The organism is Spirosoma oryzae (assembly GCF_003002825.1).
Lineage (GTDB): Bacteria > Bacteroidota > Bacteroidia > Cytophagales > Spirosomataceae > Spirosoma > Spirosoma oryzae.
The window spans coordinates 181,260-203,716 of the sequence record NZ_PVTE01000009.1; the positions used below are offsets into that span (position 1 = coordinate 181,260).

The 22,457-nt window shown below is 53.5% G+C and carries 15 protein-coding genes; 7 read left to right on the forward strand and 8 right to left on the reverse strand.

Features of this window, described 5'->3' with window-relative positions:
• Window positions 1-13 precede the first annotated feature (13 nt).
• Together CLV58_RS12725 and CLV58_RS12730 are read left to right on the forward strand one after the other, a co-directional pair.
• Window positions 14-10,084: an AAA family ATPase gene (locus CLV58_RS12725; RefSeq protein ID WP_106138199.1), complete on the forward strand. Its 10,071-nt coding sequence runs from the start codon at window positions 14-16 to the stop codon at window positions 10,082-10,084.
• Complete coding sequence (locus tag CLV58_RS12730) at window positions 10,084-14,622, forward strand: hypothetical protein (RefSeq protein WP_106138200.1); 4,539 nt, start codon at window positions 10,084-10,086, stop codon at window positions 14,620-14,622. The genes CLV58_RS12725 and CLV58_RS12730 overlap by 1 nt, the downstream gene beginning before the upstream one ends.
• A 43-nt stretch (window positions 14,623-14,665) precedes the next feature.
• Here the strand turns inward: CLV58_RS12730 and CLV58_RS12735 are convergent, their stop codons facing one another.
• Genes CLV58_RS12735 through CLV58_RS12750 form a run of 4 tightly spaced genes read right to left on the reverse strand, consistent with a single transcriptional unit; the run spans window position 14,666 to window position 16,234 of the window.
• A complete protein-coding gene (locus CLV58_RS12735; protein ID WP_146141429.1) occupies window positions 14,666-15,067 on the reverse strand; it encodes a hypothetical protein in 402 nt (133 codons plus the stop codon).
• A gap of 44 nt (window positions 15,068-15,111) precedes the next feature.
• Window positions 15,112-15,381 carry a hypothetical protein gene (locus tag CLV58_RS12740; RefSeq protein ID WP_106138202.1) on the reverse strand — a complete coding sequence of 90 codons (270 nt, stop codon included), beginning with the start codon at window positions 15,379-15,381 and terminating at the stop codon, window positions 15,112-15,114.
• Between the two features lie 12 nt (window positions 15,382-15,393).
• Window positions 15,394-15,816, reverse strand: a complete 423-nt coding sequence (locus CLV58_RS12745) for a hypothetical protein (protein WP_106138203.1) — start codon at window positions 15,814-15,816, stop codon at window positions 15,394-15,396.
• A 13-nt stretch (window positions 15,817-15,829) separates the two neighbouring features.
• Window positions 15,830-16,234: a hypothetical protein gene (locus CLV58_RS12750; RefSeq protein WP_106138204.1), complete on the reverse strand. Its 405-nt coding sequence runs from the start codon at window positions 16,232-16,234 to the stop codon at window positions 15,830-15,832.
• Window positions 16,235-16,435: 201 nt separating this feature from the next.
• Here CLV58_RS12750 and CLV58_RS12755 point away from each other — a divergent pair, with 201 nt between their 5' ends.
• Genes CLV58_RS12755 through CLV58_RS12775 form a run of 5 tightly spaced genes read left to right on the forward strand, consistent with a single transcriptional unit; the run spans window position 16,436 to window position 21,405 of the window.
• Window positions 16,436-17,131, forward strand: a complete 696-nt coding sequence (locus CLV58_RS12755; RefSeq protein ID WP_146141430.1) for a hypothetical protein — start codon at window positions 16,436-16,438, stop codon at window positions 17,129-17,131.
• 32 nt (window positions 17,132-17,163) lie between these two features.
• Window positions 17,164-18,354 (forward strand): hypothetical protein, encoded by a 1,191-nt coding sequence (locus tag CLV58_RS12760; RefSeq protein ID WP_106138206.1) that lies wholly within the window; start codon window positions 17,164-17,166, stop codon window positions 18,352-18,354.
• Between the two features lie 14 nt (window positions 18,355-18,368).
• The gene (locus CLV58_RS12765; protein WP_106138207.1) at window positions 18,369-20,609 is read left to right on the forward strand and encodes a glycosyl hydrolase family 28-related protein; all 2,241 of its coding nucleotides are present in this window, start codon (window positions 18,369-18,371) and stop codon (window positions 20,607-20,609) included.
• Between the two features lie 2 nt (window positions 20,610-20,611).
• Window positions 20,612-20,959 carry a hypothetical protein gene (locus CLV58_RS12770; RefSeq protein ID WP_106138208.1) on the forward strand — a complete coding sequence of 116 codons (348 nt, stop codon included), beginning with the start codon at window positions 20,612-20,614 and terminating at the stop codon, window positions 20,957-20,959.
• Complete coding sequence (locus CLV58_RS12775) at window positions 20,956-21,405, forward strand: hypothetical protein (protein ID WP_106138209.1); 450 nt, start codon at window positions 20,956-20,958, stop codon at window positions 21,403-21,405. Before CLV58_RS12770 ends, CLV58_RS12775 begins: the two co-directional genes overlap by 4 nt.
• 72 nt (window positions 21,406-21,477) lie before the next feature.
• On the opposite strand, the gene CLV58_RS28360 is transcribed toward CLV58_RS12775, so the two are convergent.
• From CLV58_RS28360 to CLV58_RS28365, 4 genes are read right to left on the reverse strand one after another with little or no spacing between them, the layout of a single operon-like run.
• Window positions 21,478-21,639 carry a hypothetical protein gene (locus CLV58_RS28360; RefSeq protein WP_170108696.1) on the reverse strand — a complete coding sequence of 54 codons (162 nt, stop codon included), beginning with the start codon at window positions 21,637-21,639 and terminating at the stop codon, window positions 21,478-21,480.
• Window positions 21,636-21,926, reverse strand: a complete 291-nt coding sequence (locus CLV58_RS12780; RefSeq protein ID WP_106138210.1) for a hypothetical protein — start codon at window positions 21,924-21,926, stop codon at window positions 21,636-21,638. Before CLV58_RS12780 ends, CLV58_RS28360 begins: the two co-directional genes overlap by 4 nt.
• 3 nt (window positions 21,927-21,929) lie before the next feature.
• Window positions 21,930-22,235, reverse strand: coding sequence for a hypothetical protein (locus CLV58_RS12785; protein ID WP_106138211.1), 306 nt, complete (start codon window positions 22,233-22,235; stop codon window positions 21,930-21,932).
• A gap of 12 nt (window positions 22,236-22,247) precedes the next feature.
• Window positions 22,248-22,400, reverse strand: a complete 153-nt coding sequence (locus tag CLV58_RS28365) for a hypothetical protein (RefSeq protein WP_170108697.1) — start codon at window positions 22,398-22,400, stop codon at window positions 22,248-22,250.
• Window positions 22,401-22,457 lie beyond the last annotated feature (57 nt).

Sequence of the window (22,457 nt, forward strand, 5' to 3'; positions counted from 1 at the left end):
ACCTTTGCTCATTATGCCCTACCAGCCTCTTTGTCTGAATCCCCAGGACCCAACCGTCAAGCAGTTTATCAACCAGTACGGTATGCGGGAAACGTACCGGATCTACACCCAGCACCAGTACTGGTTGCCGGACTTCACGGCGTATCAGAACCGGACCCAGGCGGACGTCCTGCCTACTCAGGGAGCTATGGATTACCTGCAGTCGATGGTCAGTCTGGATCAGTTCAACACGGACAACCTGGCAAACATCGGAGTCGAACTGCCCCAGGGTACTGAAGCGGCTTTCTGGCGGGATACGTTTTATTTCGGAGACAGTATCAGCCGGGGAGCCCTTTCGGAAGAAGCCTTTCACGCCGTCTTTCAACGAGTAATTCCAGGTACTGAACAACAGGACCTGCTGGACACGGGTAAACAGCTGCTACAAGCGGATCTGAAAGTACTGGGTCATACCAGTCTGAACGGCTACTACCAGACCATGCTCCAATCGGCTCCCCAGACCTACGAAAATCTCTCGAAGGAAGCGGGACTAAACCGGCTCTACGAGGAGAAACTGGCTACTGAGTTTGTCCGCTGGAACACCTACGGTAAACAGGCAGCCTGGGAAGCTGACTGGACGAAACGATTGGCTCCGTACCTTGGAGCTAAATCGGCCAGCCGGATCAGTGGTCTAATCAGCCGGCTGTTTACCCGGTTGAAAGCCGTTATGGGGTTATACGACAAAAACCGGCTTAAAGCCGATCTGTTCTTTTCCCGTCTTCGCTCAGGTGTCTACCAGACGGCTAAGGTAACCGAAGCGGGAAACCTTAATACCGTCCCCACGACCCGGCTCATCCGACTGGGTAACGGACAGACCGTATCGGTTCGGGAATCCACCCAGCTGCTGCGAAATCTGGGAGCCCTGGTGCTCCAGTTAGGGGATCACGATTTATTCAGTTACCTATCCGAACCCGAACGAATCGAGAAAGCCCTGGAATTAATGAGCAGCCAGTATGGAAGGACACCTGGTGGAAAACAAGTGTCACTGGTTTTAAAACCTACCTATTTTGATAAGGTATCAAAGCAGAAAGAAGTCAACCCAGAGTACCAGTTGATCAAAGCGGATCTGGAAGCTTACCTGGGTGAGCTGCGGAGCGTATCGACCCTGCTGGATGAATCGGAAGAAGACGAGATTGGGGGCGGCATAAACGAGTTTGCCGGCTACGACAAGGAAGCCAACGAGATCGGCGGGTTTGCCGGGCTGTCTACCTGGGTCAAGCAGTTCATTGCCCGGACGGGTATTCCCCGCCTGGATAGTAACGGCCTTCCCCAGGTTCATACGGTAGATACGGGCAATGGAGTCATCGAACTTCCGATCCTGGATGTAGTCGATCCCCAGCAGGTGTATACCGGTCTGGCCCGGAGTTTATCAAATACTACCGGGGTCAACGACCGATTGGAAAAACTGCTGGTCCTGACCCAGTTCGACGGTAACCCGGCTACCCGGGCCGTGACCGATCAGCTCCTTCGGGATATGGCCCCGGTTCGCTACCAGGCTACCCCGGCCCTGCAAGCCATCCAGGAACGCTTCACGCTGACGGATGGTATCCGAACACCCCAGCAGCTGGATCGGGCTTTACAAATAGCGGATGCCCGGTTGACGGCCAGGGATCGTTCCGCTATTACCCAGCAGGCCTTTACCCGTTTGCAGGAAACCAGTCCTCGGGTGTTACGAGAAGAACTGCTGGCGGCTATCCGGACGGATACGCTGGATAGTTATCTGTCTTCGGCCGGTAAAAACGTACTGATCCGAATTCTAAAAGGATTCGATCTCTGGAAACGGGACATGCTGAATATGCGGGTAGATCCATCCAACGGACTCTCGGTAATCAGTGAAGCCAACGTGGAACGGGCCAGCAAACAGCTCCTGGCCCGCTGGGAGAGTAACTGGAACCGACGGACTACTGAAACACCAGATCAGCTACCCACTGGACCGGATGTTGTCAACAGTCGAGTAACCTTGGAAACAAAGGATTTTCCGCTGGTTCAGCTGGAAGCCCTAGCTTTACCCGAACAAACGGCTTACATCGAATCCGTATTTGATCGGGAAGTTGATAAACAGCTTCGCTTTTTAAACCGGTTCGGCATTCAGGTACCGTCGGCTTATCTATACTACCGGCTTCAATGGTTTGCCGAACAACGGTATCCTGCATTACCCGGCATTAACCAGACTCGTTCAGCCCGGTTAAAGGATTTATACCCGATACCGGATAGTTTGTTGTTGACCCCGGATGATCTGGGTTTACTGGATAAATACGTCCAGAACCCAGCCGTGTCTCCCTACCAGGCAACCGGCTCCAAAGGACTCGAAGCCGGGATGCGGACACGGCTGCAGAAACTGGCCGAGGGAGCCGCCCGTTTCGACGAGTCGGCCGTGGACAGCTCCTACCAGAACGCAGAAGGCAAAACCATCTACAGCTACCAGCAGAAAACCTACAGCCTGGAATTTTTCAACTGGTTTGGGCAGACCGGTTTGACTAAACTGGAAGACCTGTACCGGACCGGTAACCGGACCCGGCTCCGGGATGATCCGTCCGGTAATCCGGTTTACCTTCAGCTCGATAGCTGGGCTTTGCAGAAAAACCGGCTGCTCAAAGCCATCCTGACCGATCCGGCCGTACGGGCCCAGCAGGGTAAACTCACGGCCTTTACCGTGGACGGTACGACCCAGACCCAGCTGGAAGGAACCCCGGACAACGCCCGTTCAAGACCCGATGCCCAGGCCGGGGAAGGGGTTACCTACGGAGGGATGTCCCCCCGGGAGTTCGACCAGTTCAACCTCAACAGCCTGGTGTCTCGTTCGACCACGGTGGGCAGTCTGACCATCAGCCCGGTGTTCCTGGGCAACCGGGAAACCAGTAAGACGGGGGAGTACATGAATCTTCCGTTACTTACGGGTCTTATCGAAAACGATCAGCTGACCGATAAGGGAGCCAATCTGCTACTGGACGAGATCCAGAAAGAATACGAACGAATTCAGCAAACCTACAAAGAAATAAACCCGGACGAGAACGGGAAGCCTAGGTATTCAGCTGAACTTGAAAAGGCCCAGAACTACCACACCGGGAAATCCCTGAAACCCGTGGTGGTCAAGGATCCGACCCGCTTATCGGTGACGGTTCACGTACCGAGCGCCGGTAAAGATTTTCGGGGGCTGCAGTTCACCGACGGACTCCGGGGCTTACTCCCCGGTAACTGGCAAACACTACCCCAGCCGGGTGATACCGAAGCCGGTAACCTGATACTATCGGCCCTGGCTGGTTATGACTTTCCCCGCCAGAAACTACTGGCTCCGATCAAGCAGCAGATCCGGGCTAACCTGGACGAGCACCTGGACCGTTTTGCCCAGGAAGGACTCTGGAAAGCCGATCTTTCAGGTCCCACGACCCTGCTGAATCTCCGGCTGAGCAAAGCCCGGGTGGAAAACAAGCTGGTATCGGACCTGCTGAATAACATCGCCATGGGGCAGCTGGCCTACGGGGATGCGGCTCTGCTCTACAAAAACGACGGGGTAGACGTCTTCAAACGACTCAAGGGGCTCAACGCGGCTATCATTAACTTTAAAATACCCTTCAGCTCCCCGGCCCAGGGAATTGATGAACCGGCTACGTATCTGAAAGCTTTGACCATCGGAGAACCGACGGCTGTCAGTGACGTCTCCGGGGGCTCGATCGATCTGGCCGATGCTCAGGGCTACCAGAGTGTTCAGGCCCGTCGAAAACACCTCTACGGAGCGGGCCGGCTGGACAGTCTGCAGGTCGAAGTGCTCGACGCCATACAGGAAGGCAAACCTGTCCGGGGCAAACTGCTGGCCCGGTTGCGGGAATCAGGGATTATGTACAACTCGGAGAAGACCGTGGGAGCCGACGGGCAGCAGTACAAAAAGCTCTCGGAGACGATTCTCTCCAAAGAACTTACGGCCGATCCCTACCCGATCACCAAAGAACAGTTTGATCAGTGGGCCAGTCTGGACAGCTACAACCGGACCCGGCTGAATCCCGGATCTCCCGAAGTAAGCTCCTATATCGACGACAAATCTGGTCAGCGGGTCTACCGGCAGTGGGTCCCCAAGCCCGGCCGCCGGAGTCTGAACGAGCTTCGGTTGAAAATGGACGGCTTTGAGCGGGTCGGGGACAACTGGCAGTTTCGGGGTTATGAACACCGTATCGATCTGGTAACACCCCTCTCGGCCAGTAAAACCCTGAACGTGAATGTTCACGAAACGAGAACTGACGCTGGTCAGCCCGACTGGGGGCAGGTCGATGACCGGAGCATTCACCAGCTGGATTTCAGCTTTTACGGGCTGCAGACGGAAAACCCTTCGGGTAAAACCAAGATTGTCGATCCGACCCAGATGCTGGAGATCATTGCCAACGAGTTGGGAGACGATGCTAGGGTCTGGTTCGAACAGGAATTTATCGGCAAGAACCAGATCGAAACCCTCTGGCAAAGCTACCTTCAGCAGCGGGATTCGACCAACTACCAGCTGGCAGAGAAAGTCTTCCAGGACGAATCGGGTAATCTGACGCTCCACCGGTTCCGTCAGCAGGCCTTCGAAGCGGTTATTCGCTCGGGTAAAGACAAACAGACAGTTGATCTGTTCGATCCCCAGCATAACCTGAATCTGAACCTGCCCCTGACCAGGGATCAGTTCATCAGCCAGTTCTTTTCCCATTTCTCCAAAGGAGTACTATCCCACAAACGGGCGGGGGATTCACTGGCCCACGTGTCTTCGTTTGGTCACCAGGTCATTAAAAAGCTCCGCCGGGTCAAGCTCGACGACGGTTCGACCAATATCACCTGGGACGTTATCCGGGACGGCTCCCGGGAATACCAGCTGGCCCTTGGGCAGGGTCTCTCGGGTAGTTTGGCCCCATTCCGCTACAAGCACGAGTTCGACGGTAAAAGGCGGATCGAGCCAACTGGTTACACCGATTCAAAAGGGAATACCAACTCCAGCTGGTTTAGTCAGGCTACTACGCTACTGGGTGATCAGGACTCGGTCTACGTACTGGACAGTCTTCGGCACCTTAAACCCCGGCTGGAAGAAACCGCTCCCGGCTCCAATGTGTACCGGCAGACGGGGTATTTCTCCGAAGCCCTGATGCCGGTACACGACGATCAGATTCGGGAGCTGACGCCGGACCTGCGGTATAGCTTTGGGGTCCGGATTCCTTCCCAGGACAAGCACTCGGCCATGAATGTGGAGTGGGTGGATACGCTGCCGGTTTTCATGGGTTCCAGTGTGATTCTGCCCAAGGAAGTCGTCGAGCTGTCGGGTTCCGATTTTGACATCGACAAACTCTATTTGACCCGCTTTGATGGATACTGGAAGAAAGATCGGAACAACCGGAATCAGTTCGTAGCTTACGGATCGGAGCAAACCGACGAAGCCCGGTGGGAAAGTTACGTCCATTACCTGCTGGATCATTACCCGGCCATCAAACGGGAGCTTCGTCAGAAACTCCAGGATCCGACTTATCAGGATTTAGCTGTAGTAGTCCGGGCTCTGCAGGCCGATCAATCGGAACAGTTACTGGATGACGAACAGTTGTCGGACTGGACGGCCGCCAGTCTCCAGCTATACTTTGCCGGCGATCTAGCTGGTTTGAAAGCCGGGCTGGACAGCCAGTACCAGCAGGCCCTGTCAGAAGTCCTCTCTCAGTTCGGCCTGCCGGCCAGTCAGAACACCTATACCAGTCTGCCCAGGGCGGAACAGGAAGCCCTGCACGTGGGGATCATCCAGAACCGGATGCTCTCGCTCCAACAGGGACTCCTGGCCAACGATACGACCATCAATGACAGTAATCCGACGGGTGGTCAGTACAACCAGCCGGCGGCTCTGGATAAACTGAACGAGCTGAAGGGAGAAACCCAGGACGGCACCCGGCTGTTTGGTGAATCGGTGGCTCCGATTTCGACCCACTGGCAGCTGACCCACAGCAGGGTTCATCAGAAAAACGGAGTGGGTAAAGCCCTGATCGGTATCGGGGTGAATACCAACTTGTTTCTAATCAATGCCGTCCGGCTGGGCTTTCAAGTCCATCCCGACTACCTGCCTAAACTGGACGACAACCGTTCCCATGACGGGATCTACCGGGCCCAGACGGTGGGGAAAAACGGCGAGGCAGTTCGGAGCTTTGATATCAACTCGACGATCATTACGGCCGATACCGACGAAGCCAAGGAAGCCCTGAACGCCTACTACCAGCTCAACAGCGATACCCAGGCTGTGGTACTCCACCTGACGGGGATTGGCTACAGTCTGCTCGACGGACTGACACTGGTCAACCAGCCGGTGATTCAACGCTACGTGGCCCTGACCGAACAGGCCCGCCGGGTCAAACGAGGTATTGGGGTTATCAGCAAGGAAGAAGAAGGACTTCGGTTTGCCAGCAAGGATAAACTGGTCCGGCAGGCGCTGGGCTTATCGGATACCGACAAACTGGACCTATCCGGAAGCTACACCGTCGAAGCCCTGCGGAACCAGTTGGCTGGTTACCGCAAAACCGGAACGTATCAACGGTCCTCAATTGATGGACAACTGCTGACCGATTTTCAGAACCTGGTCGAATTGAACGAGTACGCCAGTAACTTCGTCCGGTTCATCAAGCTCAAAAAAGGGTTTGGTCGGGAGCTGCCCGCCTTCGATCAGCTGGTCAAAGCCGGTGAACGACTGGGGTTTGGAGCCGTAGAACCCGAAGCCGCTCCGATCGATATCAAAGCCAAGCTGGAAGCCAAACCCAGACTGGCCGCCCAGTATTTGAACCTGATCAACCAGATCGTCCCCCGCTCCCAGGCCCTGCAACAGCAGGTGATTCTCCGCCGGCACCCCCTGTTTACCGGACTCCAGCAACAGGTCAGTAATCAGCTAAACATGGTCTCGGCGGCCGATCAGGAGATTCTGGCCCGGGCGGTGGAAACCTTTTTGTTAACCAAACTCTACCAGCAGCAGGGCTTCCAGCTGGATCCGGCCAGTGTATACCAGGACGGCGGGGACGAACGAATCACCCGGCAACTTCAGGCCTTTCAGCGGGATTACGCGTTTGTCCGAAAAGATGAGAACGGACTGATCCTGGAAAAAAGTATCTTTGCCGATAACCCGATCTTCGAGCTGCTTCAGCCGGTAACGGGTACTGATGGAACCAGTACCCTCCGACTCGGCGGAGCTCTCAAGCTCAGTCCATCCCAGCAGGAGAATCTGCTGGATGCGTTCCAGGATCTCTACACCCGGCCGAACCAGCCAGTGATCGACGGACAAACGGTTGGACAACTGATGGCTACCCGGCTGGTGAATTACCACCTGGTCAAGGAAGGGTTTCAGTTTACGGTCAACAGCATCAGCCGGCTGTTTCCCCCGGCCGTCTTTGCCCAGCTCAGCCAGCAACTCGATCAAATCCAGGCTAATCCGGACGTATCCGGAAATACGGTAAATCAGTGGTCCGCTGACCTACTGACCAGTCTGGGTCGGGACGTGAACTACCAGACGTATGTTAAGCCCTTACGCAGACCAACTGGTAAAAACTCATTAGCCAGTCTGGTTAAACAATCCGGATTCTGGCAGTACCAGACGGCCGACGAGCAAGTGAGTAAACAAGCCCTGACTACCGACCTGGTACTAGATAGCACCCGGATTCCCGCTGATAAATCCCAGGAGCTGTATCCCAGTATGGGTCTGGGGTATTCACCCAAAACCGGATCGGTTGATTTCCCCCGCTTTATTCGGGTTGAAGAATGGATGAACGGGGGTACGGGTGAGTACGGCGAGGAACTACCCAGCTACAAACAGGCTAAAACCTACGAGCTGGTGAGTGTTATCGGTACCGATGGAAAGGTGATTCCCCTGTCACAAATCGAAGCCAGTCCGGAAGTATCCGGAAGTAAAGCCCGCTACGTCGAAGTCATTCCATCGGGAGCCAAAGGAATCTCGGGGGCTACCGGCTTACCGGCCCACTACAGCCCGGCAGCCAAGACCAAACGGGATGCCTTGAGTAGTCAGGTTAAGCCCGGTTCGGCTACGGCTAACTACTATGGATTAGCGGGGAATCCAATGCTACCTGCTCTAGTAACGGGTGTAAGTCAGTCACCGATAACTATTGTCGAAAAACCTGTCGTTACCAACAAAGAATTGGTCATTTCTGTTTTACCGGAAACGACCGAAAAGGGTAAGCGGGCAGAAACCACTACGAAGTTTGGGGTTGAGAAGCCGCTGAGCTACGAGCAGCTGGGAACCGAGCAGAAGCAGTTTGTGGATAAGCTCCAGTCATTTGTGCTGACTGATTCGTTTAATCCCCGGGATGCCGAGTCGGTACTGGTACTGGAAGGGTCGGCGGGTACTGGTAAAACAACGTCGGTAAAAGTAGCCCTGCAGCAGCTACTGGAATCCGGCCGAGTTTACCCTGAACAGATTATGCTGTCAGCTCCTACGCACACGGCTCTGAAGACCTTGTTCCGGTCCGTTCGGGGAGTAAGGCATCGAAACCGAAATCCGATGAATACGGCCCGTTTTTACAAAAACAACGTAAAAACAGTTCAATCCCTGCTGGGAGCCGTTCGTCGGGTCAATCAGAACGGGGAACTTCAGTTTTCTATCAGCAAGACCACCAAGGAAAAACTGCTGGATATCCGGTTGCTGATTATCGACGAAGCGTCCATGATTTCCAATGTTCGGGAAAAGGGAGCAACGGTTAGTATGTTGGAAGGGCTTCAGGGTTTACAGGACGAACTACCGAACCTGAAAATTCTGTACATCGGGGATCCGAACCAGATACCTCCGGTGAATGGAAAAGAAAGTGTTGTTTTTAGTCTGTACCGGAATAACCTTCATCGGCTGACGCAGGTATTCAGGCAGTCGATGCAGAATCCGGTCATTCGAACGCTGACCCGGATCCGGGAGAAGATTGATCAACCGACGGATCCGCTGGATTACAAATCAGCCATCCATAACGGGGAAGGGATTGTATATACCGGGTCTTCCGCTGCCTTTATGGAACAGGTACGGGATCAGTTTACCTCGGACGGTTACGCAGCCAACAAAGATTTTACCAAGGTTATTTCCTACACCAACCAGGCCGTACAGCGGTTTAACCAGCTAGTCCGTCGGTACCGGTTCGGAGACCTGCCGAAATTTCTGGAAATTGGGGATGTCGTGATGGGCTACGCCAATACCGATATTATCAACGGACAGGAGTATGAGGTCCGCTCTATCACTGAGAATCATCCGATCCAGCTGGACGAACTACTCAACAGCAGTACGGCTACGGGTCAACGGCAGCTCCAGTTACTAACCGATGAATTTCCCCGGCAGGTTCAGCAGCTACGGGCTAATCCGCCCATTGGCTACAAGGTAGAACTCGAAGAAGTTAACTCGATCAAGGCTGAATTCGACGAATCACCCCGGCAGACTAGTTATCTGCTGGACGTCAAGAACGAGTCCGATATCGATTACATCCGGGAGCATCTGAATCTGGTAGGAGCCGTACGAACAAAGATCAACGCTACCTGGTCGGAGTACAACCGAACCAAAAACCGGAGTTTATTCGGCCTGATTCAGGAGCTGGAAGGCGTTCGACAAAGTCTGGAAATGATTAACTTTAACCAGCCAATCATTCAGTACCAGAACCAGTTCTACCCCCAGAAGCAGCTGGTGTTGATTCTCCAGACTGCTGGACAAAGCCCGGACCAGATTGAACAGATTCTTAGCCGGGGTAATATCGTGGACAAGACCTACGATTATGGCTATGCGATTACAGCCCATAAAGCTCAGGGAAAAACCTACGTCAACACGCTGATTAACCTGGAAGACATTGACGGTAATAACGACCGGAGACGGCTAGCCAATCCCAAAGAAGTAAACCGGATTCGGTACGTAGCCTTGTCCCGGGCTACTGGCATCGATTACGTACTGACCCCCAAAGCTGAATCCGTTTCCCAGCCCATTACCGTTAAACCTTCCCTATTTGACATCGGTACCCCGGGAGAATCCCTGGATGAGCAGACCGATACTGATTTACGGCTCGACCAACCCTGCGCCAAACCCACCGCCTGATGGCCTGTACCCTTCCCTACATCCAGAAACTCTCCGTTCCGTCTTCCGAGAAAACTCGGCTGGAAGACCTACACTTTCAGATCGGTCAGCAGCTGCGGGCCCATCAGTCGGCCGACGGCTCTACGTTTATCCTGAAAGGTGGCTATCTCCGGCTCAACTCCCCGGGTTCTGCCGCCCGGACTGAGCAGGAAGCTTTGCTGGACTCGATCAACAGCCAGTACCCCGAACCTGTGGTGCGAATCGAGACCATTCAGGAAGCCTACGATCCGGGAGACGGTGAACTGACCTACCGACCCATTTCGGTTGTGGGCGTTGACGTTCGGCCCCTGCTGAACCCCAGCTACCGGGACCAGATTGGAGAACTGACCAGCCCCGAAGAATCGACCCTGACGGGGATCGGTGGGAATCCAGCGGAGACTGTAGTTCAGGCTGATCTGGCCCGGGGTCTCAAGGATTTTGTACTGGATCCCATCCAGGATCCCGACGGGTCGGGCGATCTCCGGTTTGTGACCGAAGCCCACCACGAGCTGTTTCAAAAGACGGCCGAGCAGGTGACCAAAAAGCTCCGGAATTACCTGGATCTGCTGGAAGGAGGATCGGTCGAACGGCCTGGCCAGCAGGTGACTATCCAGCAACTTCGGGAGCAGCTACAAGCCTTGGAGAATCCGGATAGTCTGGCCCAGATCGAAGCCGTCTCCGATTTTATCGTCCAGGCTTCGGGTTGGCTGGACGGGCTTTACAACACGTTTTTTCTCGACGAAGACTCGGTCCGCTCCACCCAGCGGGAGCTGCAGACGGGTATCAACCGAAAGACCGGACAACTACTCACGCCAGCCGAACGGGATACCAGAATCAACTGGGTTGCCCGGCAACTAGCCAAGCAGAAACACTACCTGTACCTGTTCGACGAGCTGGGCCGCTTCAAACAGCAGCTTCAGGAGCTCGGCTACGTCTCTGCTACCCAGCCCGTTTACGACCGGGGTGAACGTTTACAATCTGAAACCCGGGATATTCTGGGCCAACTCGGCGTGAGTCCGGGTAATACCGAATCGGTACTGGACGTCTTACGTTCCGAACAGTTTACCGAAGGAGCTCTACGGGCCGAGCTGTTCCGGGTACTGTCCGTTACCCATTCTGACCAGCCGGGGCTTACTATCCACCGGACCGTAGAAGACTACCTGGAGCAGGTGTTGAAAAGCTATCCGGGCAAGACCGTGGAATCGGTTCTGGACGAAGCCCTGTCTAAAGCCGTTCGACTCAAGCAAAGCCTGGTCGAGCACCACTACGAACTGGTGACCAGCTGGCTCTGGCCACATATCCAGGCCAAGCAGCAACGCTACACCGGCCCGGACAAGCTCGACCGGGATCAGCTGAAGAGTTTGCTAAAGACGGCAAAAGAGGACGAAGGTATCTTTCAGTATGGGCTGGATGCTCCCATTCAGTCATCCGATCCCGTGACGGCTATTGTCGCCAGTCTGACCTCGGATGCCCTGTACCGCTCGGCCGAGGAAAGCCGGCTGAATTTGAGTAGGCTTCTTTCGGTTCGGGAACCACTGGGGCTGGAAAAAACCATGTCGCCGGCCCAGATCGAAGCCTACCACCGGGCGATGACCCATGATACCATCCTGCCCCTGGAAGGCCCTGACTCTGGGGAAGCCGGTGAAGACTGGGATGGACCGGTACTGACCGTTTCCGTCTTCGGACAAACCAAACGAATCAAAGGGTATACCAAACGGGCCTTTCTGACCGAGTACAACACGGCCCTGCAACAGGCCCACCAGAAAGAATTCTTCGGTCAGCTACCGGGTAAACTCGATGAGCTGATGAGTCTGGTTACGGTTCAGGACGGTTACCTGGATGTATCGGACCTGAAGGCCCTGCTTCAGACCAGCTCCCAAGACGAATACCTGGGTCCGCTGCTAAGTAAGCTCTTCAGCTACGACCGATCGATGGGTAGCTGGCAACTCCGGACCAATCCGACGGGACCAACGGATCAGAACTACGTCCGGGGTAAACTCCGTTCGGGTCTGATCCAAACGTTTTTCAGTCTGCACCAGCAGCCCCTGGATCAGATGAGTAAAGCCAGCCTGTTTACCCGGTGGAACCTGCTGGATCAAACGGGCAAGCCTAACCGGGATGAACAAACCAGTATCAACTCGGACCTGCAACAGAACAGTCAGGAGTACCGGCTGACGGATCCCGAACTACAGGGTAAGCTAACGGGCAAAAAGAATGAATCCTGGCTGAATAACTTTGTCGGCTACCGGGTATCGGATACCGAACACTACCTGTACGTACGGAAGCTGGTAATCAACAAAACGACCGGTAAACCTGAATCCCGCTGGAGCTGGGTGAATATCTATCAGCCCGGTTCACTTACGAACGTTACCCGGCTCTACTACGCCAAAGGGGAACTGATCCGGCCGGCCGATCGGTACCGCACCGACCGGGGCAGCTTTGGTATCCAGGTCCAGCAGCAATGGGCTGACCTGCAAACCGGTGATTCAGTCCGGAAGACTTACTTCGACGGACTCTGGGATGGTTACGAGCGAGCCAATCGGCAGCTGGGTACTCCTGCTTTAGCTCACGGGGTACTACCCCAGGTCGAACGGCTTCAGTCCTTAACCGAAGGACCCAAGGGTCACTGGGAACGGCTCTGGGACTGGATCAAACAGCACACCCTACTCAGCTGGGTACGCGACAGCTACCACTGGCTGACGGGGGAAGCGACGGAAGATCAGCAGGTAGGCCGAAAACCAATTTACCTGGATAATTCACCGGTTCACCAGATCCGGGCTCGCTATACCAGCTTTATTCCGGATGGACAGCTGGAAGGCGATCTGTTTCGATCGGTCCTTATGTACCAGTCGATGGCCAGTAGTTACCGGGAGCTGACTCGACTCGATCCCCAGGTTCAGGCCCTAAGAACCCTGATTACCGGAGATACCAGCCTGTCTCTGGATCCCCGGGAAGCCCTGGATAAACCGGTCTGGGAGAAAAAAGCCGGGGAACTCCTGGAACGCCAGCAGAGTAAGGTAGCCAGCCGGCTGAACAAAAAGCTGACCAGCTTTCTGGATGACGTCGTCTACGGGGAATCCGATTACGGCCAGGTATATACCCTATTCAACAAACCCGTCGATCCCCAGGTACTGGCCAAAAAGATGTCGGGTTTTACCGCCTTTTCCAACCTGGCCTGGAACGTTTCCTCGATGATGGGAAACATCGGGGTCGGCTTTTTATCGAACTACTCCGAAGCGGTCAAAGGGAAATACTACCGACCCGAAGATTGGCTGTCGGCGGGGAAAGACTACTGGCTAAGCATGGGTCAGGGGGAGTTCATCCGGGACCTCTCGGAGATCAATCCCGAGAAACGAAGCAAGTGGACCCAGGTAGCTTCCCAGCTCGACGCCATTCAGGGAGAAATTCTGGATGAATCGGGCAGCTACAGCCGGGTTCAGACGGTTGACAAACTAATGAACCGGGCTCTGTTCTGGACCCAGTCGGGAGCCGAGCACATGATTCAGATGAAATCGATGATTGCCCAGATCCGGGGTTTTAAACTAGAATCCGGTAAGACCTTCTACGAAGCCATCGAGCAACTACCGAATGGTAAAGTAGAAATCCGGGCCAGTCCCCAGGAAATCCGCAAGTTCCAGCAGCAGCTTCACTCGGTCAACAAGCAGCTTCATGGCCACTACAGCCAGTTTGACAAATCAATGCTCCAGCGGCATTGGCTGGGTCAGATGCTGATGATGTTCAAAAAGTACATCTACTCCTCCATTCGTTACCGGTTCGGGGACAGCCGTTTCGACTGGGAAGCCGGGGATGAAACCGAGGGACACCTGCGGGCTTACTGGAAACAGATCGTCTCGGAACTGGGGGATCAAAAAGGAGCGTTTCGGAAAGCGGCCGTTCTGGGTAACGGGATGCTGCTCCGGCCCAGTCTGTCCGCCGTCGATCAACTGGTCGGGGGACAACTGGGTAAGCTGAGTCCGGGCCTGGGTAACTACCTGTACGGAGATGAGAGCCAGCTCCGGAATAGTGCGGCCCGGCAAACAGGATTCGACGTGTTGTGGTATTCCCTGATGATTCTGATGGCGGGCTTTATCCACGGGCTGGATGAGGACGATGATCCCAACGGAGTAGCCCTGCAGAACATGGAAGCCTTTGCCCGGCGGATGGAAGGGGACCTGGGAATGTACCTGCCGTTTTACCTGGGTACCGGGGGTAAAACCCTGTTCTCGTCTTACGACAAAGCCTGGCAGCTGGTCAAGTCTCCACTGGCTCAACTGCGGGCCTACGATGGTACGGTCAACCTGCTTTCCCAGCTGACGGGCGTGGAACATACCGAGGATGGCTGGGACATGAGCTGGAACGATACCTACAGCCGGGATGGAGCAGGTTATGAGAAGGGAGAAAGCAAGCTGTACCACAAAGTGGAAAAAAGTTTGCTGGGTCCCCTGGCTCAGCTGAACCGGTTGATGAACCCCGAAGCCCAGCTGCAGTACCTGAACCTGAGTCGGCGGAACAGCCAGTAAAAAAGCCCCCGACCTGGTAACAGCATCGGGGGCTTGTTATTCATTAATCTACATCCCAGTCGGCTTCGTTGTACTCATATTTTCGCCAGTACATAGGTAAATTCAGTTCAGCAGCCATTTGGCCACGATCTTCGTCTGATAGGAACACACCACAGTCCGGAACAAAGTCAACCAAAATTACCATTTGTTTAACCTTACCATCCCAATAACCAAGTCGGAAATCACCTGATTTCATCTTCTGTGGTTTTAACTCGTTAGTTTGTCCAGGTTCCTGAGCTTTGGGTTGATACATACCTTCGAAAAAATACATCCATTTACGGGTCGGGTAAAACTGAAGAGTAGATTCCTCACTTCGACTAAGGTAGTCCAACCGTTTTATAGTATATCCCTTGTATTCGTATTCCTGATAGTCACAGACCTTTATTACTCGGTCTATGGTATCCACGAATTCGGTTAATACGGGTTGCCTCAGCTTTTTCATTAACCTAATTATTTTTTAGCTAATACCAACATGGGATCATCAAACAAATAAGAACCGGTAATTTGACCGTTTCTATACTGCTCGACAGCAACAACATCTCCCTGCTTAAAACCGGTTACGTTACCCATGATTTTGGCAGATACTTCCAAAGCACCAGCTTCGGTACCGTCAAGTGGGCCAGCCCAGCCTTTGAGCATAATACAACCAATCCCATTTTTTACACAGTCAGGTTTGGTACTCTTAGCAGCTTTAACGAAGATGGTTTGTAGTACAGCCATTTTTTGAATTAGTTAATAGTGAAAACGATATTGATCAATTAATGCTTTATTACTACCCCATCCAGCCGGACCTGGTTTTTCCATTAGTTTACTGGATAGTAAATGAGCCTGTTGGTAGCGGATAACAAACGAGGTTAATCCGAATTGACCGTTACCTTGCAAGGGTTCCAACCGGGTTGAGAACTGACTGGCTAATTCGTTGAACCGACTGGTAAAACAAGCCAGATCATCCAGGTCCGTATCGTTGGTAATGTTGTAGGGAACCAGGATTCGAATTTTATCCTGGGCGTCCGGTTCTCCCCGACGAACTTTTTGAGGGCCTTCGGGTACAGCCATTCCTTCCCCGATATGATCACCGGTACTAATGTAGTGGTTGATAGCCAGGAATAACCGGTTGATGGGAGTATTCTCTAACGGTTCAATGGGTGTAGCCATTGGGAGATTAGTGTTAGTATTGGTTACCTACCCAGATTTCAGTTTTAGCTAGCTTAACCAGATCGACGGGTTGGGTATAATACGCAAATTCGTTAAACCGAAGCACAAATTCAGGTTTGGGCAACCGGGCATCATACGGTTCATCCCCTTCCCCGTGAATCCAATCCAGATAATCCGAAATGGATTCAACGTGTCCATCGGCAAAAACAAGTCCTTCTCCGTAGTTGCTGGCTACGGTTTGATGGGAACAGGGTATCAAATTAGACCGGTGATCCGAGTCGTTCCAGATTTTTTCTTGGTTATCTAGTAAAGCCTGCTCACTGGTGAATACCCGTAATGAACGTACCGGATACCCATCCCGGGTGGAAAACGCATTATCGGTCGCTAATCCCTGGGTGGCAAAAAACAGAGTCTTCATTATGTCAGTTGTTTGTGTGGTTACTAGTTACTAACTCACTCCGCCAGAAGTTGACGGTAAGATCGGATAAATCGGGGAATTCTCCGAAAGATTGTGTAATTGGTTAATCGACTACGGGGCTATAGTACTGCCCTAAACGGGTCAGGGTCTGAGGGGCCGGGATAGAGCGGATGTATCTTGCTTTATCTCGGCCTTCCCTGTATGTACCTCCACGATACTCCCTGTCCGGGTGATCCCTGCTGCGGGGGGAAATCACCGGTTTTAATCGATACCACCCCGGTCTGGAAAACCGAAACCATCTGTGCGTCCTGTCAGTCGATGAGCCGGGTAGCTTCCTATGATCGGCTGACGGGGGCTCCTACGGGACTGGCTTACTACTACAACTTGGCGGGTGGTCAATTATCGGCTCCCCTGATCTGGACGCCCGGCCCCTGCCAGCATCCTACCCTGAGTCGTTCCTACAAAGGATTGACCAGTACTCCTTCCGTAACGGCCGGGGATATCCTGCGACAGATTCAGGTTCTGTGTCAGCAAACGGGTCAGGTACTCAGCGAGAGCTGGTACAACGACACCCGGTTGGGTGTTCAGATCAGTAAACCGCCGGGTTCTACCGTTCAGTATATCGTACCCGACTGCTCGGGAGCCGCTCCGATTGTCATTACGGACGGAAGCCTGCAAGTCGATTACCTGGCCGGAACCATTGACGGAATCACGGGGAACAACCAGTCCTTTAGTACTAGTAAGGCATTCAAAGCAGATAGTCTTAAAGTCTACCTGAACGGTCAGCGGCTGTTTCCGGGTATCGACTTTTCGGAAGTGGGAACTACCGGCTTTCAGCTTATCGACGCTCCCGAACTAAACTCCGAACTGATTGCCGAGTACACCCTGCTGGTTTAACCAGCCTATCTTATTTAGCCTACCGTTTTTTCATGCCCCGTACCTCGATTTCCCGGGCTCAACTGGGTCCACTTTTAATCAACGATTCCGATATTCTGGTCGGAGCTGGTATCCAAACGGCTAAACTGGCCGAGGGACTGAGTTTTCTCAAACGGGACGGTTCGGTTGCCCTGACGGGGAACCTGTCAGCCGGGGGGTTTACGATCACCGGTCTGGCGGATCCGACGGCCGCCCAGCAGCCCGCCACTAAAAACTACGTGGACCTGGCCCTGCAGGTGGGTACCAACAAGGGAACCGCCCGACTGGCAGCTACCGGTAACGTATCGATCAGCAATCCGGCAACCAGCAGCTTCGACGGAGTTACGGCCAATCCGGGGGATGTACTCCTGCTGGCTTTTCAGACCGACGCAACCCAGAACGGACTCTACGTCTTCAACGGGTCGGGAGCCCCGCTAACCCGGGCTACCAACGAGGATACCTCGGCTAAAATGCAGCCGGGAGCTTTCGTCTTTATCTCGGAAGGTACCCAGTACGACAATACCGGCTGGAGTCTGGTGACCAACGGACCGATTACGCTCGGTACGACCAGTCTGACCTTTACACAAACGTCAGGAGCCGGCCAGATTCAGGCGGGTAACGGACTGAGTAAATCGGGTAATACGCTCTCGGTCCTGACGGCCAGCTCAGCCCGGATCACGACGACCGCATCGGGAATCGATCTGGCGACTACGGCCGTCAGTCCGGGAACGTATACCAACACCAGTCTGACGGTTGATACCTATGGCCGGCTGATGGCAGCCAGTTCGGGAACTCCTCCGGTAACCAGTGTTACCGGTACCAGTGGCCGGATCAGCTCGACGGGTGGTACGACTCCGGTACTGGATCTGGTTCAAACCGGGACGGCCGGTACCTATACCAAAGTTACCACGGATTCCTATGGTCGGGTTAGTTCCGGAGGTTTACTGACCACCGCTGACCTGCCTACAGGTACCCTGCTACTGGCTAACTACGTCGTCCGGCAAACCCTGACAGGAACTACGAACGGATCCAACACGGCCTTTGCCCTGGGGTCGGTTCCCCAGACGGGTACGGAGATGATTTTTCTCAACGGCCAGCTCATGGCCCAGGGCAGTTCCCTGGACTACACCATCTCCGGGGCCAACGTTACCTTCACCTTCGCTCCGCTGGCTGGTGACAGTCTGGTGGCTACCTACTTCAAGTAATTCCTGCCTTTTTCATGGCTAAAACCCAGTTTACCGGAACCCAGCTCGGGCCCGGAACCATTACCCGTACGCACCTGAACGTTACCCAGCCCGGATCGGCCCTACTAACCCGGCTGACAAGTAGTGCTGGGCTGAGCCAAACCTCAACGGGGATTGATTCAGGAACAGGAGACGTCAGTCTGGTACTTATCCAGCCGACGTTTGCTACCGTTACCGAGCTGACGGCCTACACCGGAACCCAGACCCAGCTGTTACTGGCTGATGGCCGGAGTTACACCTACAATAGCAGCAGTAGCCTGACAACCGATAATTACTACGTAGTTGCCGCTACGGGAAAAGGGTCGGGGCGGTACCTGTTAAACAATACCGGAGCTAATACAGCAACCCTGACGGTAGCCACTTGCCGGGCCATGACGGCTCCGGCCGGACTGGCTCCGTCGGTAATCAGCCTGGGAGATTCGATCATCGGGGGTTTATTCCGGTATGATTCAGCGGATACCAGCACGGCCGATGACGGAGCCATGACCCTGGTTACCAGTACGGGGCTCCGTTATAAACGAATCGTCGACGGCTTTGTCAACGTCCGCTGGTTCAATGCCAAAGGAGACGGAACGACCGATGATGCTCCGGCCATCAACGCGGCCATCAACTACGCAGTAGCCCAGATTGGTGTTTACAAACTAAAGACGGTGTTTATCCCGGAAGGGAATTACCTCTGTAACAGTTCGATCAACTGTTCCAACCGGAGTGGTCTGACGCTGACGGGGGCAACGGGTCGGACCCAGAACACGGTATTGATTGGTAACTCCGGTACCATTGCGGTTGATTTCTCCGGTTCATCGGAATCTACCCTGGCTAATTTGAGTCTTTCCATTTACAACGGGCTGAGCAATCCGGCCCTGGTCGGTCTTCAGTTTGCCCTCTCCAAGGACTCAACCAGTCAGGCGACGGCCGGTAATCAGAAAGGAGGGTTGAACTGTTCGGTTAGTAACGTTTCTATTAAAGGCGGCGACTTCGTCAGTATCAACGGAGGTCTTGGGTTCATTGGTCTGATCAACTGCCGTTCGGAAGAGTTCTGTCTGCACAACGTTACGATTCAGGCCAACACTCCGGTTCTGTTTACGACGACCAACACGATTCAGGCTACTACCGGCTATAACTACACCATCACCTCTCCCAACGCGGGTACGTATATCCAGGACAACAACTCCGGATCGATGGGAGTCGTCAACTGGAGCGGTCAGAACAGTCTTTATAGCTGGGAATACCAGACGCCGACGCAGTTACTGAACGGGGTCAACAGCTACAATTTTCACGGCTACATGACCCGGCTAAACAATACTCAGAACGGCACCTACCAGGCAGCTGTCCGGGTTTGTCAGCCGACCTACGGCTTAAAGCTTCAAGGTACCGTGGAAGGCTCGAGTACCCTGCTGGCTATTCAGAACACACTGGTCAATCCGGACATCAACCTGGTATCGGCCAACGTGACATCCACCAGTTCACCCTTATTAACCATCGATAACTATGGGGGTATTCAGGGGGGCCGGATTGGAATCAGTTTCGGTAACCCCGGAACCGAGTTGGGTACAGGTCGCTGGCTGATGACGACCCCGGTTATTAATTCGGGTAATTCACCGACCAATGCGTTCCTTTCCAACGTCACGTTCGACGTTCCCCAGTGGACGGACATGGGTAAGGTAGTCATGGGAAACCTGTTGAAAAACACCCAGAACACCCGATTTAACGTGGCTACTCCGATTGAAAAAATGGGGCCGGCCATTCGTTCAACCTATAACGTAAAAAAAGGACTCGGGGTAACGCCCGGGGGTAACGGTACGGTAACCGGCGTTATTGCTCAGTTTACCAGCGCAGCCAAGACCGATACTACGACAGGAAACGGCGGTTACTACTCATTTTACGTCAACGGAACGGTTAGCCTCGGTGACTACAACACCAATAACGGGATCGCCATGTACCGGGTTGAAGGGTATCTGTCGGTAGCCCAGAACGTAAATGGGGCCATGGTACCGGTCAGTTCAGAAATCAGTGTTCATACGGCTAGCAGTTTAAACGGTAACTACCTGCAGATTGCCAGTGTGAGTATCTCCCTGGACATGAGTGCGACTCCCTACCCGGTATTGAAAATGAGTGTAAATACCTCGGGCAGCGGAACCGGGGAAGCTGTCAATTTTTACGGACGCGTCGAAATTATGAATGATCACCTGGTTAACCAGGCTCTTCTGTTAAGTTAGGTATGACCTACAACATTCCTCCTTACCTCTACCGAATGGAGGGTGGTACGGTGACTATCTCCCTGCTAAGTAGCCCTTCGATCAACATTTTTGATTCGAGTCTGTTTGCCCCCGCCAGTTTCGTCAGCGGAACCAATATCCAGTCGGGCACGGGAAGTACTAGTTTTTCGATTCCGCACGGCCTGACGGGCACACCCAGTTTCTTTCAGGTGATGGCCAGTTCGGACGACGCCGATAACACCAACATTCGAAAGGTGACCGCAACGGCAACCAGTTTGATTATCAATTATAAAGTAGCACCAGCGATTGGTACTAACAACCTATCCTGGAGCTGGATGGCCCGCCTATGATTACTGTTAACCTGGTTACCGATTTACGTACCCGAACGGGAACCCCGGCCAGCAATATTCTGACGCTGGGCAAAACCACCGCCGGAGACGGAATGGGTGGGATCTTTTACTGGGATAGTACGGATAGTACGACCAGTGACGATGCTATGAATACCATCCAGGTAACGGGGCAATCCACCGGCCGCTGGAAACGGGTGCTGATTCCAGGATCCATCCAGAAAACCGGTTCGGTGCTGATGTCAGGGGGAGCCCTGCAGACCACATTTGGTATTACCCACAACCTGGGGGTTGTACCGTCCACTGTATTCCTCTCGGCTACCACGGCAGCCGCTTCCGGAGCCCGGTTTGTCACCAACAAAACGGCTACCCAGTTCATCGTCAACTACACGGCAGCTCCCGGAGCCGGTACCAACAACGTCGGTCTGGACTGGTTGGTAATTGCCTAACTAACGGATTATAAAAAAAAGGCCAGCGAGGATTGTCCCCCGCTGGCTTTCGGCATTCCTAGCAAACCAAAACTAGATTAGAAATGGAATCCTGTACCGTTCGTACAGGTTTTTCAACTGATTCAGATATAATTGGTAGTCGGGATCCTGTTGTAGCTGGACCAGTCGTTTAGCTTCGTCGAGAATGTATTCGGTCCAGTCTCCGTCGTCAAAATCTGCTGCTTCTGTATTCATCCGACAAGGAGTAAATGGGATAAAGAGTTGAACTGTTTTGCCTGAAGCTGTTCCCGTAAATCGGCTCGTTCGGCTTTCAGGCTGATGATCTTTGCCGTGTGAGTGTTTACCAGCGTCCGTAGTTCGGCCAGTTTCATCTCCAGTCGGTGCTGATTCTGGAGCTGTTCTTTCAGGCCGGCTACCTGATGAAGCAAATACCGGTTGTGGCGGATATAGAACAGGTTCTGGTCGGTCAGCGAGAGCTGGTTAATGCTCAGCTCCCGGTTGTTGCAGGGTTGTTCCTCCATTGATCATGATTGAATAGGAAAGCTTTTCAAGGCTTCGATTTCTGATTCGTAATAACGCCCGGTCCAGGAATTGCTGTTGGTTTTCGGGTTATAGTTCCAGCTACCCAGGTGAAGATTATCGATGTATGAGAGAGGTTTACCTTCTTCCATCATCTGAATCAGGTAGTCAATCGACCGCTGGTGTTCATAAAGAACACAGGCTATTTTAAACGAAAGAGCGTTTACCTGGGCTACCTTTTCGGGCTTCGTCGGTGGATCATACCCTTGTCCCAGGTGGTAGTATCCGATCCAGATTTCGTAGTCATTCATTGATGAGAACAGTTAATAATCGGTTTCAGCCTGATCTATTTCACACTCTTCGTATCCCTTTTTCCAGCTATTGAAGTGAAAATCTCGGATTAGTTTAAGTAACTGGTCAGGATCGGTTGTATTCAGAAAGGCCAGTAACCATTTTTGTTCTTCTTCTGCAGTCATCGACTAAATGATATTTAGGTGGTTTCGGTACGAAATAATCCCGGAGAGGATTAAGGT

What these genes read in the sequence shown, in the direction of transcription:
- CLV58_RS12725 (WP_106138199.1), top strand. Translation starts at nt 14, where the DNA reads ATGCCCTACCAGCCTCTTTGTCTGAATCCCCAGGACCCAACCGTCAAG.
- CLV58_RS12730 (WP_106138200.1), top strand. Translation starts at nt 10,084, where the DNA reads ATGGCCTGTACCCTTCCCTACATCCAGAAACTCTCCGTTCCGTCTTCC.
- CLV58_RS12740 (WP_106138202.1), bottom strand. Translation starts at nt 15,381, where the DNA reads ATGGCTGTACTACAAACCATCTTCGTTAAAGCTGCTAAGAGTACCAAA.
- CLV58_RS12745 (WP_106138203.1), bottom strand. Translation starts at nt 15,816, where the DNA reads ATGGCTACACCCATTGAACCGTTAGAGAATACTCCCATCAACCGGTTA.
- CLV58_RS12750 (WP_106138204.1), bottom strand. Translation starts at nt 16,234, where the DNA reads ATGAAGACTCTGTTTTTTGCCACCCAGGGATTAGCGACCGATAATGCG.
- CLV58_RS12755 (WP_146141430.1), top strand. Translation starts at nt 16,436, where the DNA reads ATGTACCTCCACGATACTCCCTGTCCGGGTGATCCCTGCTGCGGGGGG.
- CLV58_RS12760 (WP_106138206.1), top strand. Translation starts at nt 17,164, where the DNA reads ATGCCCCGTACCTCGATTTCCCGGGCTCAACTGGGTCCACTTTTAATC.
- CLV58_RS12765 (WP_106138207.1), top strand. Translation starts at nt 18,369, where the DNA reads ATGGCTAAAACCCAGTTTACCGGAACCCAGCTCGGGCCCGGAACCATT.
- CLV58_RS12770 (WP_106138208.1), top strand. Translation starts at nt 20,612, where the DNA reads ATGACCTACAACATTCCTCCTTACCTCTACCGAATGGAGGGTGGTACG.
- CLV58_RS12775 (WP_106138209.1), top strand. Translation starts at nt 20,956, where the DNA reads ATGATTACTGTTAACCTGGTTACCGATTTACGTACCCGAACGGGAACC.
- CLV58_RS28360 (WP_170108696.1), bottom strand. Translation starts at nt 21,639, where the DNA reads ATGAATACAGAAGCAGCAGATTTTGACGACGGAGACTGGACCGAATAC.
- CLV58_RS12780 (WP_106138210.1), bottom strand. Translation starts at nt 21,926, where the DNA reads ATGGAGGAACAACCCTGCAACAACCGGGAGCTGAGCATTAACCAGCTC.
- CLV58_RS12785 (WP_106138211.1), bottom strand. Translation starts at nt 22,235, where the DNA reads ATGAATGACTACGAAATCTGGATCGGATACTACCACCTGGGACAAGGG.
- CLV58_RS28365 (WP_170108697.1), bottom strand. Translation starts at nt 22,400, where the DNA reads ATGACTGCAGAAGAAGAACAAAAATGGTTACTGGCCTTTCTGAATACA.